Annotated in this window: 14 protein-coding genes, 1 riboswitch and 1 other annotated feature; of the genes, 3 read left to right on the forward strand and 11 right to left on the reverse strand. The window is 45.9% G+C overall.

The annotated features are described in order from the left end of the window. Nucleotides 1–396, reverse strand: coding sequence for an H-NS family histone-like protein (locus ACKLNH_RS06025; protein WP_413111351.1), 396 nt, complete (start codon nucleotides 394–396; stop codon nucleotides 1–3). A gap of 533 nt (nucleotides 397–929) precedes the next feature. Next, a riboswitch (Lysine riboswitch) is annotated at nucleotides 930–1,110 on the forward strand. A gap of 84 nt (nucleotides 1,111–1,194) precedes the next feature. Here ACKLNH_RS06025 and ACKLNH_RS06030 point away from each other — a divergent pair. Further along, on the forward strand, nucleotides 1,195–2,769 hold the full coding sequence (locus ACKLNH_RS06030; protein ID WP_413111352.1) for a Na+/H+ antiporter NhaC family protein: 1,575 nt from the start codon (nucleotides 1,195–1,197) through the stop codon (nucleotides 2,767–2,769). A gap of 99 nt (nucleotides 2,770–2,868) precedes the next feature. Further along, on the forward strand, nucleotides 2,869–3,447 hold the full coding sequence (locus ACKLNH_RS06035) for a thymidine kinase (protein ID WP_413111353.1): 579 nt from the start codon (nucleotides 2,869–2,871) through the stop codon (nucleotides 3,445–3,447). A 78-nt stretch (nucleotides 3,448–3,525) separates the two neighbouring features. Here the strand turns inward: ACKLNH_RS06035 and hisIE are convergent, their stop codons facing one another. The 10 genes from hisIE to ACKLNH_RS06085 all read right to left on the reverse strand — a co-directional run bounded on the left by hisIE (nucleotide 3,526) and on the right by ACKLNH_RS06085 (nucleotide 12,770). Further along, complete coding sequence (gene hisIE, locus ACKLNH_RS06040; RefSeq protein WP_413111354.1) at nucleotides 3,526–4,140, reverse strand: bifunctional phosphoribosyl-AMP cyclohydrolase/phosphoribosyl-ATP diphosphatase HisIE; 615 nt, start codon at nucleotides 4,138–4,140, stop codon at nucleotides 3,526–3,528. Further along, entirely contained in the window at nucleotides 4,137–4,910 is a 774-nt protein-coding gene (gene hisF / locus ACKLNH_RS06045) for an imidazole glycerol phosphate synthase subunit HisF (RefSeq protein WP_413111355.1), read from the reverse strand. The genes hisIE and hisF overlap by 4 nt, the downstream gene beginning before the upstream one ends. 14 nt (nucleotides 4,911–4,924) lie before the next feature. After that, nucleotides 4,925–5,659, reverse strand: coding sequence for a 1-(5-phosphoribosyl)-5-[(5-phosphoribosylamino)methylideneamino]imidazole-4-carboxamide isomerase (gene hisA, locus ACKLNH_RS06050; RefSeq protein WP_413111356.1), 735 nt, complete (start codon nucleotides 5,657–5,659; stop codon nucleotides 4,925–4,927). A gap of 12 nt (nucleotides 5,660–5,671) precedes the next feature. Beyond that, the gene (hisH, locus tag ACKLNH_RS06055; RefSeq protein ID WP_413111357.1) at nucleotides 5,672–6,283 is read right to left on the reverse strand and encodes an imidazole glycerol phosphate synthase subunit HisH; all 612 of its coding nucleotides are present in this window, start codon (nucleotides 6,281–6,283) and stop codon (nucleotides 5,672–5,674) included. Continuing rightward, nucleotides 6,283–7,353 carry a bifunctional histidinol-phosphatase/imidazoleglycerol-phosphate dehydratase HisB gene (gene hisB / locus ACKLNH_RS06060; protein WP_413111358.1) on the reverse strand — a complete coding sequence of 357 codons (1,071 nt, stop codon included), beginning with the start codon at nucleotides 7,351–7,353 and terminating at the stop codon, nucleotides 6,283–6,285. The genes hisH and hisB overlap by 1 nt, the downstream gene beginning before the upstream one ends. Continuing rightward, nucleotides 7,346–8,428 carry a histidinol-phosphate transaminase gene (gene hisC / locus ACKLNH_RS06065; RefSeq protein WP_413111359.1) on the reverse strand — a complete coding sequence of 361 codons (1,083 nt, stop codon included), beginning with the start codon at nucleotides 8,426–8,428 and terminating at the stop codon, nucleotides 7,346–7,348. The genes hisB and hisC overlap by 8 nt, the downstream gene beginning before the upstream one ends. Next, a complete protein-coding gene (hisD, locus tag ACKLNH_RS06070) occupies nucleotides 8,425–9,720 on the reverse strand; it encodes a histidinol dehydrogenase (protein ID WP_413111360.1) in 1,296 nt (431 codons plus the stop codon). Before hisD ends, hisC begins: the two co-directional genes overlap by 4 nt. Before the next feature lie 3 nt (nucleotides 9,721–9,723). Beyond that, nucleotides 9,724–10,620, reverse strand: a complete 897-nt coding sequence (gene hisG / locus ACKLNH_RS06075; protein WP_413111361.1) for an ATP phosphoribosyltransferase — start codon at nucleotides 10,618–10,620, stop codon at nucleotides 9,724–9,726. Between the two features lie 36 nt (nucleotides 10,621–10,656). Then, nucleotides 10,657–10,792, reverse strand: a sequence feature (His leader region). Nucleotides 10,793–11,112: 320 nt separating this feature from the next. Further along, nucleotides 11,113–11,583 carry a YchJ family metal-binding protein gene (locus tag ACKLNH_RS06080; protein ID WP_413111362.1) on the reverse strand — a complete coding sequence of 157 codons (471 nt, stop codon included), beginning with the start codon at nucleotides 11,581–11,583 and terminating at the stop codon, nucleotides 11,113–11,115. Next, nucleotides 11,580–12,770 carry an EAL and HDOD domain-containing protein gene (locus ACKLNH_RS06085; RefSeq protein WP_413111363.1) on the reverse strand — a complete coding sequence of 397 codons (1,191 nt, stop codon included), beginning with the start codon at nucleotides 12,768–12,770 and terminating at the stop codon, nucleotides 11,580–11,582. The genes ACKLNH_RS06080 and ACKLNH_RS06085 overlap by 4 nt, the downstream gene beginning before the upstream one ends. 232 nt (nucleotides 12,771–13,002) lie before the next feature. Here ACKLNH_RS06085 and ACKLNH_RS06090 point away from each other — a divergent pair, with 232 nt between their 5' ends. Further along, entirely contained in the window at nucleotides 13,003–13,890 is an 888-nt protein-coding gene (locus tag ACKLNH_RS06090; protein WP_413111364.1) for a TSUP family transporter, read from the forward strand. The last annotated feature ends 80 nt before the right edge of the window (nucleotides 13,891–13,970 follow it).

Here is a 13,970-nt window from a genome sequence, read left to right on the forward strand (position 1 = left end):
TTAGATTAGGAAATCGTCTAGAGATTTACCTTCATCCATTGCGATTTTGATGACAGAAGGAGTTCGACCTTGGCCGGTCCATGTTTTCTCGTCACCATTTTCGTCGACGTACTTATATTTTGCTGGACGAGCGGCGCGCTTTTGTTTCGGCGCTTTGCCTAGCATTGCAACAAGCTCTTCTGGATCAATTCCATCTTTGATCAGCATTTCACGATATTGTGCTAGCTTTTCTTCGCGCTCTTTTTCTTGAGCACGAACTTCAGCTTCAGATTCTTCACGTTCGTTGACAACGGCAGTTAATTTTTCTAGCGCCTCTTGAAGTTGCTCCAGTGATAATTCACGAGATAGAGCTCGAAGGCTGCGTAAGTTCAAAAGTACTTTGAATGCTTCTGACATGGTTAATTCCTATTTTTATTGGCATCAGGATGTCGAATTATTGTCTGATTAATAATAATACGAAAAGAAGTGTTTGCAAAGTGATGCTACGTAAATTTACGTAATTAATATAGGGAAGGAATCAAAATACGTCTCATATCCTGCCCTTAAGACGAGTAATATTCCTTTTCATCCATTTTAGCTGCGGTAAACATATCAAATTGCGCACTTGGGTTAGTTAAAAAATATGGTGAGATGAACCAAGGGCATTCTTTCACGGCCAGGACATGAATGTAATATACGCGCTATTTTGAGCATTGGTTAGATATAAGAAATCGGTGTTAGCGTGTGACAGTAAATTTAAATATGGAATAAGGGTGTGTGCAACATAACTCGTAATGGGCTCTGCGTGTAAATGCTGGTTTTGGTGAATGTATCGCCACCATCTATCGCAAAAGCTGATATTTGTAGGATTTTTAATCATATTGTGTCGAAAAAATAGTGATTTGGTGGTTGCAATGTCCGTTTGGTTACGTAAAATGAACACATCCTTAACTAAGGGTAGAGGCGCACCGCCTATCAGTAAGATACTTTAGGGTGACACCAGTGAGAGTATGTGGAAGGAGTCGGTGCCGAAGTCAGTGGAGTTGTCAGACCACTGGCTGGGGGAATATCAAAGAGGTATTTCACTGCCATAGTCTATTTTAATATTAACTATGGAGCGCTACTGTTGGGTAAAGGGGATCTCATCTTATCCTCTCTCTCTTTGTCACTTCTTGTGTGCAGTAGATCTCCAAGCATATGGTTGCAGTAGAGATCATGGAATTTATCGATTATTCACATTCATCATTGTCCTTGTTACCCCCGCTGGTAGCGTTAGGCTTAGCTATTTTAACTCGCCGAGTACTTGTTTCACTTGGTGTTGGTATTCTGCTCGGTGCGCTTCTTTTGCACGGCTTTTCACTTTCTGGCACCGGCGCATACGTTTTTACTACCTTTAGTAGTGTTGTTTTCGATTCAGGTAATTTACAAATTGTTGCTTTCTTGGTGCTATTGGGTATGGCAACGGCGCTGCTAACGTTATCTGGCGGAACCGCGGCGTTTGCTCTTTGGGCTCAGAAGCGTATACGCACCAAGCGAGATGCTAAATTGTTAACCGCTTCACTCGGTGTCCTCATTTTCATTGATGACTATTTTAACAGCTTGGCTGTTGGATCAATTGCGCGTCCAGTGACAGACCGTTACTACGTATCGCGTGCAAAATTGGCTTATTTATTGGATTCAACCGCAGCTCCTATGTGTGTGTTGATGCCAGCATCAAGCTGGGGCGCGTACATTATTACGGTAATTGGTGGCATTTTAGTTAGCCATGGTATTACTGAATATAGTGCGATGAAGGCTTTCATGACGCTTATTCCAATGAACTTCTATGCTGTGTTTGCTCTATTATTGGTGTTTGTTGTTGCTTGGTTCCAAGTGGATATTGGCCCGATGCGTCGCCATGAGCAAGAAGCAGTACGGGGTAAAGGCTTTAAAGAGAACGATGCGGCTAGCAGCGATCTAAATGAAGATCTAGGTATTAGTGAGAGTAAAGGTGGACGTGTTAGTGACCTATTGCTCCCGATTCTTACTCTTATTGGTGCGACGATTTTCTTCTTCCTATATACCGGTGCACAAGCATTGGCAGCTGATGGCCTAAGCTTCTCCTTATTGGGTGCGTTAGAAGAGACCGATGTTAATATTTCACTGTTTTATGGCGGCCTAGTTGGTCTGTTTGCTGCACTATATCCAGTTGTACGCCAGAAGTTACCTGTTGCGGATATTGGTCGTACGTTATGGGTCGGTGCAAAATCAATGTTTGGTGCGATTTTAATCCTATTCTTTGCATGGAGCATTGGTGGCGTAATCGGTGATATGGCAACGGGACAGTACTTATCGACGATGGTCGAGGGTAATATTAGCCCAAGCTTGCTTCCTGTGATTCTATTCTTGCTGGCTGGTGTGATGGCATTCTCAACAGGAACCTCTTGGGGTACCTTTGGCATTATGTTACCGATTGCAGGTGATATGGCAGCAGCGACAGAAATAAGCCTAATGCTTCCTATGTTAAGTGCGGTATTAGCCGGTGCGGTATTTGGTGACCACTGTTCGCCTATCTCTGACACGACAATTTTGTCTTCAACCGGGGCGCGTTGTAACCATATTGACCATGTACAAACGCAATTGCCTTATGCGCTTGCAGCGGCACTGATTGCGAGTGTTGGTTTCCTTATTTTGGGTATCACATCATCGCTCTTGACGGCATTTATTGTGGCATTCATGATGTTCATTATTGTTAGTGCAGGTCTGATTTGGTTGTCTCGCAAACCGACCACTAAGCCACAACAAGTGTAGTGTCAAAAAATCCAACAAAGCCCGCGAATTGCGGGCTTTGTTGTTTTTATTTCTATGTATTTTCCGGTAGCATTCGCACAGAGAACTAAGGAGTATCGAATGGCTCAGATGTATTTTTATTATTCGGCAATGAATGCGGGAAAATCCACCACTCTATTGCAGTCGTCTTTCAATTATCAAGAACGCGGAATGACGCCAATGATCCTGACGGCAGCGATTGATGATCGTGAAGGGGTGGGTAAAGTGAGTTCGCGTATTGGCCTTGCTGCCGATGCGGAGCTTTATGCACCGGGTGATGATTTGTTTGAGCGCTTAACGCATCTTCATGAACAGCAATCGCTTGATTGTATCCTCGTTGATGAGTGCCAGTTTTTAACCAAAGAGCAGGTCTATCAGTTAACCGAAGTCGTCGATAAGTTAAGAATCCCTGTATTGTGTTACGGCTTGCGTACTGATTTTCGTGGTGAGCTATTTGAAGGAAGTCGGCATTTATTGGCGTGGGCAGACAAGCTGGTTGAGTTGAAAACAATTTGTCACTGCGGACGTAAAGCCAATATGGTTATTCGAACCGATGAGCAGGGTAATGCCATTGCGGATGGTGATCAGGTAGAGATTGGTGGCAACGAACGTTACGTGTCAGTCTGCCGCTTACATTATAAACAAGCATTAAATAAATAAGTAAAATTCGTCTCTAATGTAAAGACAGTCATTTAACGAAAAGCGGGAGTTATCCCGCTTTTTTGTGTTATTTGCTGGCTATTGCGTATGTCGCTCTTGCAAGCGCTGTGTTATTTCAGCGAGGGACAACCCTTGGTCTTGCAGTAAAACAAGTAAGTGGTAGATCAGATCTGCTGATTCATTAACGAGTTCTGCTTTGTCGCCTGATGTTGCAGCCAATGCCACCTCAACCCCTTCCTCACCGACTTTTTGCGAAATGCGTTTTGTACCTCGAGCATATAGGCTTGCAGTATAAGAGCTATCTGGCGCAGCGCTTTTTCTTGCGGCTAAAAGTTGCTCTAATTGGTGCAAGAAAACCAACGATGGAGGGGATGTTTCGTCCGCATCAAAGCACGTTGTCGTACCTAAGTGGCAAGTGGGTCCGATAGGGTCAACTTGCACTAAGAGGGTGTCTTGGTCGCAATCTAAGCTGATATGCTTCAGGGTTAGCACGTTGCCGGAGGTTTCGCCCTTTGTCCACAAACGCTGTTTTGTACGCGAGAAAAACGTCACTTGTTGCGTTTCAATGGTGGTGCTTAGCGCGGCTTTATCCATATAGCCAAGCATTAATACTTGCCCACTGCGATTATCTTGAATAATGGCAGGAATTAAGCCGTCAACTTTGTCCCAGTTAATGCGATTGAGTAAACTCATATACGGACCTCAACATCTTGTTCTTTTAGGTACTGTTTTAATTTGCCGATATTGATGATCTGTTTGTGGAAGACCGAAGCGGCGAGCGCGCCATCAACAGAAGCGTGGTTAAAGGCATCAGCAAAGTGCGACATCTCACCAGCGCCACCAGAGGCGATAAGTGGAACTCGACAAACTTGGCGAACCATATTTAGTTGGTCTAAGTCGTAGCCATTTCTGACCCCGTCTTGATTCATCATATTGAGGACAATTTCTCCCGCGCCTCGACGTTGCACTTCTTCAACCCAGTCACATGTCTCCCACTGAGTCGCTTGGGTACGCTTTTCGTCACCAGTAAATTGGTACACCTGATATTTGCCAGTTATCGCATCAAAGTATGAATCAATACCGACCACAATACATTGCACGCCAAATTTGTCGGCTAAGCGGGTAATTAAGGTTGGGTCGGCAAGGGCTGGCGAGTTTATTGATACTTTATCTGCACCAAATTGCAAAATGCGCGCGGCATCGTCTGCGGATTTTATGCCGCCCGCAACACAGAAAGGAATGTCAATGACCTCAGCGACTCGAGCTACCCAGCTTTTGTCGACGACTCGGCCGTCACTTGAGGCGGTAATATCATAAAAAACCAGCTCATCTGCCCCTTCTGCGGCGTAGCGAGCGGCAAGTGGAACGATATCGCCAATAATTTCATGGTTACGGAATTGAACCCCTTTAACCACTTGACCATCACGAACATCAAGACAGGGAATGATACGTTTTGCTAACATCGGGAATCTCCTACTCAGTCAGCCCAGCAAGCGAACGCTTGCTCTGCGGTAAACTTCTCATCGAGCAGGGCACGACCAACGATAACACCAGCGACCCCACTGCCTTTTAATGCGGCAATGTCGTTGAGTGAACCAATACCACCGGATGACTGAAACAATACTTGTGGGTATTGAGCGCAAAGATCGCGGTATAAGTCGACATTTGAGCCGCTCAAGGTGCCGTCGCGCGAAATATCGGTGCACAGTACATGCCGTAATCCAACGGTAAGGTAATCATCGAGTAGTGATTCAATTGAAACACCAGAGTCTTTTTGCCAGCCAGCGATGGCGACATTACGGTTGCCTTGCTCATCAATATTGACATCGAGTGCCAATACGATGTGCTCTGCACCATATTGTTGTATCCAGCCTTTCACTAAATCAGGGTGTTTTACTGCGGTTGAGCCAATAACGACGCGCTCTGCACCTGCATTTAATAGGTTTTTTACATCGTCTTCGGTACGGACACCGCCGCCGATCTGGATGTTGGCAGGGGTGCTAGCCAATAGGCTTGCGATCAAATCGAGTTGACGCGCTGTGGTATCTTTTGCCCCTGTTAGGTCAACTAAGTGCAACCAATTTGCGCCAGCCTGATGATAACGGGCAAATTGTTCTGCCGGGTTAACGGGGTATTCAGTGACTTGTCCGTAGTCACCTTGATAGAGACGAACCACTTGGCCGTCAATTAAATCTAATGCGGGGATAATCATCGACGTTCCTTATCACATCTCTAAAAAGTTTTTGATCAGTTGAGCGCCAGCTTTACTTGAGCGCTCGGGGTGAAATTGCACCCCAAAGTAGTTACCGCTTTGCAGTGCCGCAGTAAATGGCTGACCGTATTGGCACGCCGCAATGGTATGCTCAGCATCTGGGGGCATGGCATAACTGTGGACAAAATAGAAGTAACTGCCAGCAGGGATGCCTTTAAATAGTGGGTGATCGGCTTTGGGGGTGATGGTATTCCAACCCATATGTGGAAGTGGTAACCCGTCAGCCACCATTTTATTTATGGGAGCATCACATAACCCAAGGCAGTCAACGGTGTTATTGCCTTGAACGCCATCTTCTTGCGACTCTCGGCAAAGTAACTGCATACCAAGGCAGATCCCTAGTAACGGTTGAGTGACCTGTTTCACTAGTTCGATAAGACCGCGCTCTTCGAGGTTCTTCATTGCCTCACTGGCCGTGCCGACGCCGGGTAAAAAGAGTTTATCGGCCTTAAGGACTACTTTGGGGTCTTTGCTGACGTCGACTTGATAGCCGAGTCGCTCAACAGCAAAACGGACCGAAGAGACATTGGCGCATCCTGTATCAATGATGACAACGTTTGTCATTATAAGACCCCCTTGCTACTAGGTAGCTCGTTCCCTTCAACACGGATTGCTTGGCGAAGAGTGCGACCAAAGGCTTTAAATAGACTTTCAACGATATGGTGATCGTTTTCGCCGGTTGATGAAAGGTGTAACGTACAAGCCAGTGTATCGGTCAGTGAACGGAAAAAGTGCTCGACCATTTCTGTTGACAGATCACCAACCTGTTCGCGGCTGAACTGTGCATCGAACTTGAGGTAAGGGCGCCCAGATAAATCTAAAGCACATTGCGCTAAACACTCATCCATCGGCAAGCTAAATCCAAATCGACCAATACCACGCTTATTGCCTAATGCGCGTTTTAACGCTTCACCCAAAGCCAGCGCTGTGTCTTCGACGCTATGGTGATCATCAATATGAAGGTCGCCTGCGACAGAGCAGCGTAATTGGAATCCACCATGCGTTGCGATTTGATCGAGCATATGGTCGAAAAAGCCCAGCCCGGTCTCGATCGAATTACCGCCCGATTGATCTAAATTTACAGCAATGCAGATGTCGGTTTCTTTGGTGGTTCGTGTAACTTCAGCTATGCGCGGTGTTGTGGTGAGATCAGCAACGATTTGCGGCCAGCTCATATCGTTGGGGTGATACTGAATACCTTTTATCGCCATATTTTCTGCAAGTTGTAGATCCGTTATCCGATCACCAATCACCGCAGAAGTTTCAAAATCTACTTGTCCTTGCTGTAAATACGCTTTTACAAGCCCTAGCTTGGGCTTGCGGCAGGTACAATTATCATGGTCAAAATGAGGACAAATGAGTACATCATCAAAGCGTACCCCTTGCGAGGCAAAGATGTCCATCATCATGTTGTGAGGGGCATCGAAATCTGCTTGTGGGTAGCTGTCGGTACCTAATCCATCTTGGTTGGTTACCATAACAAGCTTGTAACCAGCATCTTGCAAGCTAAGTAGTGCAGGGATGACGTAAGGCTCTAGTTTCAGCTTATCGAGTCGATCAACTTGAAAATCTATTGGTGGTTCAACAATTAGCGTGCCATCGCGGTCAATAAAGAGAATTTTATCTTTACTCACAGTAACTATCCTTGTGTGGTGTGTCTTGTTGCTCGAGTTCTTGACGGATAAAAGCGAGTGTTTTCTCACATTCATCACGGTTGCCAATGCTAATTCGGATGCAGTCGTTAATGGCGGTACGGCGTAGAATAATGCCGTTATCCCACAACGTGGTGAACAGCGCCTCGGCATCAGGAAGCTTGACCAACAGGTAGTTGCCATAACCATCAAAAACCGTAACGTCGCGCAACATGCTTAATCCCGCCTGCAAATAGGCTCGGTTCGCACTGAGATCGAGGACTTGATATTTGGTTCGTGCTAAACCAGCAGGGGATAAGGCTTGAACGGCAATATCTGCTACAGGTACAGGCACAGGGTACGGAGCGATGATTTTCAATAGCAGTGAGATAACTTCAGGGTTAGCCAAGGTAAAGCCGCAGCGCAGCCCTGCTAAGGCGAATGCTTTCGACATCGTACGCAAAATGACGAGATTAGGGTGCGTATTAAGTAGATCGATAACCGATGCGTCGATACAGAAATCGATATAGGCTTCATCGACAACCACGAGGGCTTTGTCAGCCGTCAGATTGAGTAATGTTTCGATGTCACTGCGATCGAGCAGGTTTCCGGTTGGGTTGTTGGGGCTGCAGACAAAGACCAGTTTTACATCATCTAAATTACGTTCAATGGCGTCGAGATCTAGTTGCCATTGGGCCGAGAGTGGAACAGCCACCGTCCCCACATCAAATGTTTGTGCACTGATACTGTACATTCCGTAGGTGGGTGGGCAATAAAGAATTTTATCCTTATTAGGTTCACAGAATGTGCGAATTAATAATTCAATACCCTCATCAGCGCCACGAGAGGTCAGCACATACTGACTATCAATACCTGCATAATTGGCATAGGCAGAGATTAATGGTACAGGTTGGCACTCGCTATAGCGATTGAGGCGATCGCATTCAATGCTGTACTCGTTAACGAATGGTGACTCGTTAGCGTTGAGCCATATATCGCCACTACCGCCTAAACGGCGAGCCGACATATAGGGCGTCATTTCTCGAACGGTTTTACGGGCTAGATCTGTAACACTCATTGGCAATCCTTTAGTTTTTCCACGCGCAGCGTGACGGCACGTTTGTGGGCATCCAGCCCTTCAGCGTCCGCTATAGTCTCAACGATTGGTGCAATTGACAATAGGCCATCACGACTGAGCTCCTGAATTGTCATCCGTTTCGAAAAGTCAGCGAGTCCTAAACTGGAGTAGGTACGGGTATAGCCGTAAGTTGGCAGTACATGATTAGTGCCTGAGGCGTAATCACCAACCGACTCTGGTGACCAAGCACCGAGGAAGATTGAACCTGCATTATCGAGCAGCGGCAGCAATTCTCGTGGGTGTTCAGTCTGTACGATTAAGTGTTCAGGGCCATATCGATTTGAAATCGCAATACATTGCTCTAGAGAATCTGCGACAATGAGCAGGCTTGACCCTAATGCCTGACGGGCAATATCAGCCCGACTCAGTGTCGCCAATTGACGTTGAATAGCATCGGCAACGCGATCAGCTAAACTTGGCTCTGGCGTGACCAATACCACTTGAGAATCTGGCCCATGCTCGGCTTGGCTTAGTAGATCTGCGGCGATAAAGTCAGGATCAGCTTGACCGTCTGCAATAACGAGCACTTCTGAAGGCCCTGCGGGCATATCAATAGCTGCACCGAGAAAATCGTTGCTGACTTGGCGCTTTGCCTCTGTCACAAAGGCGTTGCCAGGGCCAAAAATTTTGTCGACTTTCTTAATGCTCTCTGTGCCATAAGCCATCGCAGCGACAGCCTGTGCGCCACCTATGTTGTAGATTTCATCGATTTCACATAACGCAGCGACATATAAAATTTCATCTGCGATTGGTGGGGGAGAACTCAGTACGACGCGCTGACATCCGGCAATCTGTGCGGGTACACCCAGCATGAGCACCGTGGAGGGAAGTGGTGCACTTCCGCCGGGAATGTAAAGCCCAACGGCTCCAATGGGGCGAGAAACCTGCTCGCAAACCACCCCTGGCTGTGTTTCAACGACAACCGGCTGTGGGATTTGTGCTTCATGAAAGGTGTAGATATTTTTGTAGGCTGCTTGAAGCGCTAGCTTCATGTCGTCACTGAGTCGTGCGCAGGCATCCGCTACCTCTTGGTCTGAGACGCGAATAGAATTAGGGCGCACGCCATCAAACTTTTCGGTGAATCTTTGTACTGCAGCATCACCATTGGTTTTGATTTCAGCAATAACACTGTCGACTGCAGCAGTAATATCATCGCCAGCAGTGATGGCTGGACGCTGTAATAGACCCGCTTGCTGTTGCAAACTGAGTGACTGCCATACAACTGTTTTCATGGCTTACTCCATCATCTTTTCAATTGGTAAGACTAAGATTGAGCTGGCACCCAGTTCTTTGAGCTGTTCCATGGTTTCCCAGAAAAGGTTTTCGGCACTGACTAAGTGTACGGCGACTTTTGTGCTGTCTTCCGACAATGGCATCACGGTTGGGTCTTCTGCGCCCGGCAGTAACAATTTGATTTGCTCTAAGCGCTCGGTTGGCGCATGTAGCATAATATACTTTGACTCTTTGGCTTGAATTACCCCTTGCATACGGGTAAGGAGCTTATTTATAAGGGCTTGTTTATCTGCGTTAAACTCACCCACACGTTGAATAAGAACAGCTTTGGATCGCAAGATAACTTCTGCTTCTTTTAAGCCATTCGCCTCCAACGTTGCGCCGGTTGAGACTAAGTCGCAGATAGCATCCGCTAAGCCCGCGCGCGGCGCTACTTCAACTGATCCTGTTAACATGCAAGAACTAAACTCTACGCCTTGTGCTTCCATATAGCGCTTTACAAGTTGAGGATAGGTTGTCGCAATGCGTTTACCACGAAGATCTGCCGGACCTGTGTACTCTTCATCTTTATCAATCGCAATGGAGAGACGGCATCCACCAAAGTCGAGGCGACGTAATTTAATGAATTCGGCGCTTTCCCCTTGCGCTAAACGTTCTAGGGCCACTTCTTCCAGTTCATTTTCACCGATCACCCCTAAATCCACTACACCGTCCATGATTAAACCAGGAATATCATCATCACGTACGAGCAATAGGTCGATAGGCATGTTCTCTGCGTGAACGATAAGGCGTTCGCCGACCATATTAATTTTAACGCCACAACGCTTTAGTAGCTCTTGGCACTCTTTAGCTAGACGTCCCTTCTTTTGAATTGCAATGCGTAGTCTCTGATTTGGCATCGTTACATATTCCTTTACTGTTAATTCTGCTCTGAAATAAAAAAACCCTCGGAAGTATCTCTTCCGAGGGTCTGTAGATTCGTTTTGCTTAGACCGTGGAAGAGGGTTTTAAGTCTTCCTGCGGATAGCGTGCATCCTCCCGAAAGACTAGTCAGGATGGTGATGATGGTGATGAATGACCGACATAATGCACATAAATACTCTCAATAACTTACATATTTGCTGAATCTCTATAACTTGCTTCACACTATCGAAGCTAAATTAAGATTGCAACCCTATTTTTTGAAATGGTGTAAATTTGTTGGTTTCTCTTTGTTTGTTAATTGGTGATTTCTTTGGTAATTAAACGGTTGTGAAGAAATTTTTGCCGTTTTGGACCGATGGCATAGTCACCTATTCGATGCGTTTGGCTGCTAGTAGAAGGATAGCGTATTTGTGTGTCGGTCAGGGACTTGCGCCCCTTTGGGCGCATTGGCGAGTGTTAGCCAGAGCTTATTTAGCACAGCACTTTTTGTACTTCTTACCACTGAGGCAAGGGCAGGGGTCGTTACGCCCAATAGCCATTGACTGGCGCGGTTGGGCTGGATATTGACCATCAACATAGAACCATTGGTCCGCTTCTTTTAAGAAACGTGAATGCTCTTCAAGGAAATGCAGCTGGTTGTTTTCAATGTAAGTCGCGACAAAGTGGACAAATCCTTCGTTACTCTCTGCAGTTGGCGCCTCAATAATTTGTAGCGCGACCCACTGGCTCGCTACAGAGTCGGCAATAGCGTCGGCGAACTGCTCTGCGTGGCAACTTGGATGATAGGTTGAGACGACATAATTAGCATTATTAACGACATGCGCAGTATAACGTGAGCGCATTAGCTGCTCGGGACATTCCGCTTTGCGCGGATTTTGGATAATAGGTTGGCAACAGGCTGAATAGTCAAGCCCACTACCGCAAGGACACAGTGTCATAGTGCGTTACTCGTTGCAGTAAAATTCTTGGCCCATTGTAGAGAATTCACATAGGCTTCTGCAATCTTCTGTTCTTCTAATCTATAGTGGTTACAGATCAGTTTAATAATTTTCCAGTTGGCATGATCGTAGGCTTTAGTGAGCGAAATAATTCCGCCAAGTGGCCCGCGGTTGTCGGTCAATGCATGTTTAACTTGATCGCGCAATGGGAGTTGACTGACCAATTGTTCAATGGGATGACTAAGCATACATTCAAGCAGTGAAAAAAGTCCGGTAATAAAGGCTTCGGAGCAATTTTGTTTAAGCTGTGGCGCAATCAGTTCACAAAAACGGGCCCGTTGAATAGACAGAGAAAACAATGGGCTATTTTCATCACTGGCAACGTAAGCAGTTGCAATTAAAAAGATAAATCGTTTTAAATTGTCTTCGCCGAGAAAGACCAACGCCTGCTTAAATGACGTGATCGGTTTACTTTGGTACGTTGTCATAATATTGACAAAACGCAGTAATTTGTAGCTGATCGAAACGTCACAACTAATAATTTGCTCTACTTCATCAAAGTCGACACTTGGCTTCATCATAGCTTGAAACAGCTGCATGGCGATCATCGCAGAGGGTGATAAAGCCGGGTGTGTGCTAATTTTTGGCTTCGCAAAAAAATAGCCTTGAAAGTAATCGAACCCGGCGGCATGTGCTTGTTCAAATTGCTCTAAGGTTTCAACTTTTTCTGCGAGGTATTTAATGGGCAAGAGCCTGTTCTTCTCCATAAATACTTTCGCTTCTGCGAGAGGTGTTAAGAGCAAGTCGAACTTAATGATATGAATATAAGGTAAGAAACGCTGCCAGTCTTCATGTCCACTAAAGTCATCTAATGCCAGCGTATAGCCTTTGTGAAAAAGCGTTTGTATGGCATCGAAGAGTGCATCGTTTGGGGTGCATTTCTCCAGTATTTCAATAACAAAATCATCTTTAGGAAACAGGGTTGGCGTTAGCGCCAATAGGTTTTGCTGTGGAAAATTGATGAACGCGACATGTTGTTGATCGTCTTGTGTAGAACGTTGTAACGTGCACATACGATCAGCAAGAATACGCGACGTTGCGTACTCATCACTGACATCAGGGAAAGCATTGTTTAACCCATCTCTAAATAACAGCTCATGGCCAATGATCTGTTGTTCTCTATCCAATATAGGATGTCTTGCTACGAAAGATACTCTCATTTCTGTGATATATCACAGGCTATACCTGTGCTTCTAGAAATCATATAGATAGCAAACGACCTTTTGCGGAGAAAACTAATTTATAAACGACATAAAATTAAAAAATAAGAGGAAAGGGAAATTTTTTGCATGAAGCATTGATTAAGAATGATAACTTGATCACAATACTCGCCTTTTCACTATTGGGCTGATGTATCTAATGTCGATGTTGCATATTTTGCAGGCAGGGTTGCTTGTTGGTGGGGCTGTGTTTGTCGTGATGTTGCTGTCTGCGTGGCGAAAGCAACGCGCGGATGAGGCAGACACAAGTGTATGGAAAATAGCAGCAATCGGCGGTTTCGCCAATTTTTGTGATGCTCTGGGCGTAGGGAGCTTCGCGATTAAGACTGCAGGTTACAAGCAGTTTAACCTTATCGATGACAAGTTATTGCCTGGAACTTTGAATGCGCAAGCGACGATGGCGACAGTGGCTCAATCACTACTTTTCTTGACTGCTGTCAATGTAGATACCATCACGTTGCTAAGTTTGATTGCTTCAGCCTGTTTGGGGGCTACAGTGGGGGCACGCTTCGTGGCGAACATGGACCGCCAGATGATCCGCCTTATTATGGCCGGCGCATTACTCATTGTCGCGGGCTTGATGTTCGCAGGGCGTTTGGAGCTGTTTCCTCTGGGTGGCGACGCGCTAGGACTAACAGGTTGGAAGTTAGCGGTGGGTATTGCTGGTAATTTTATCTTTGGTGCATTAATGACGGTAGGTATTGGCTTGTATGCACCCTGCATGACAATGATCTATTTGCTTGGTATGCACCCCTTGGCAGCGTTCCCTATTATGATGTGCTCGTGTGCATTTTTGTGCTTTTTCTCGGCGGGCAGCTTTATTCGCCGTGGTGCATTAAATACCCGCGCTTCTTTGGCCGTGGTTATTAGTGGTCCAATCGCCGTATTGTTAGCAGTGTTTATTGTTAAGTCGATGGATATGAATACGCTGGCTTGGCTAGTGGCTTTTGTGGTGCTGTATACCTCATTAACCATGTTCCGCTCTTGGCAGGGCGATCGTATCACTGCAGAAACAGTAAGCGTTTAATTTTGACATGAAGTGTGTAGGTATCGACAGCGCAAGATCGAGAGATGTTGCGCTGTACAGTGTGAGAGCTTATTCACTGA

It is taken from the genome of Thaumasiovibrio clandestinus, from assembly GCF_047250365.1.
In the GTDB taxonomy this organism is placed as follows: domain Bacteria; phylum Pseudomonadota; class Gammaproteobacteria; order Enterobacterales; family Vibrionaceae; genus Thaumasiovibrio.

What these genes read in the sequence shown, in the direction of transcription:
- ACKLNH_RS06025 (WP_413111351.1), bottom strand. Translation starts at nt 396, where the DNA reads ATGTCAGAAGCATTCAAAGTACTTTTGAACTTACGCAGCCTTCGAGCT.
- ACKLNH_RS06030 (WP_413111352.1), top strand. Translation starts at nt 1,195, where the DNA reads ATGGAATTTATCGATTATTCACATTCATCATTGTCCTTGTTACCCCCG.
- ACKLNH_RS06035 (WP_413111353.1), top strand. Translation starts at nt 2,869, where the DNA reads ATGGCTCAGATGTATTTTTATTATTCGGCAATGAATGCGGGAAAATCC.
- hisIE (WP_413111354.1), bottom strand. Translation starts at nt 4,140, where the DNA reads ATGAGTTTACTCAATCGCATTAACTGGGACAAAGTTGACGGCTTAATT.
- hisF (WP_413111355.1), bottom strand. Translation starts at nt 4,910, where the DNA reads ATGTTAGCAAAACGTATCATTCCCTGTCTTGATGTTCGTGATGGTCAA.
- hisA (WP_413111356.1), bottom strand. Translation starts at nt 5,659, where the DNA reads ATGATTATCCCCGCATTAGATTTAATTGACGGCCAAGTGGTTCGTCTC.
- hisH (WP_413111357.1), bottom strand. Translation starts at nt 6,283, where the DNA reads ATGACAAACGTTGTCATCATTGATACAGGATGCGCCAATGTCTCTTCG.
- hisC (WP_413111359.1), bottom strand. Translation starts at nt 8,428, where the DNA reads ATGAGTGTTACAGATCTAGCCCGTAAAACCGTTCGAGAAATGACGCCC.
- hisD (WP_413111360.1), bottom strand. Translation starts at nt 9,720, where the DNA reads ATGAAAACAGTTGTATGGCAGTCACTCAGTTTGCAACAGCAAGCGGGT.
- hisG (WP_413111361.1), bottom strand. Translation starts at nt 10,620, where the DNA reads ATGCCAAATCAGAGACTACGCATTGCAATTCAAAAGAAGGGACGTCTA.
- ACKLNH_RS06080 (WP_413111362.1), bottom strand. Translation starts at nt 11,583, where the DNA reads ATGACACTGTGTCCTTGCGGTAGTGGGCTTGACTATTCAGCCTGTTGC.
- ACKLNH_RS06090 (WP_413111364.1), top strand. Translation starts at nt 13,003, where the DNA reads ATGTCGATGTTGCATATTTTGCAGGCAGGGTTGCTTGTTGGTGGGGCT.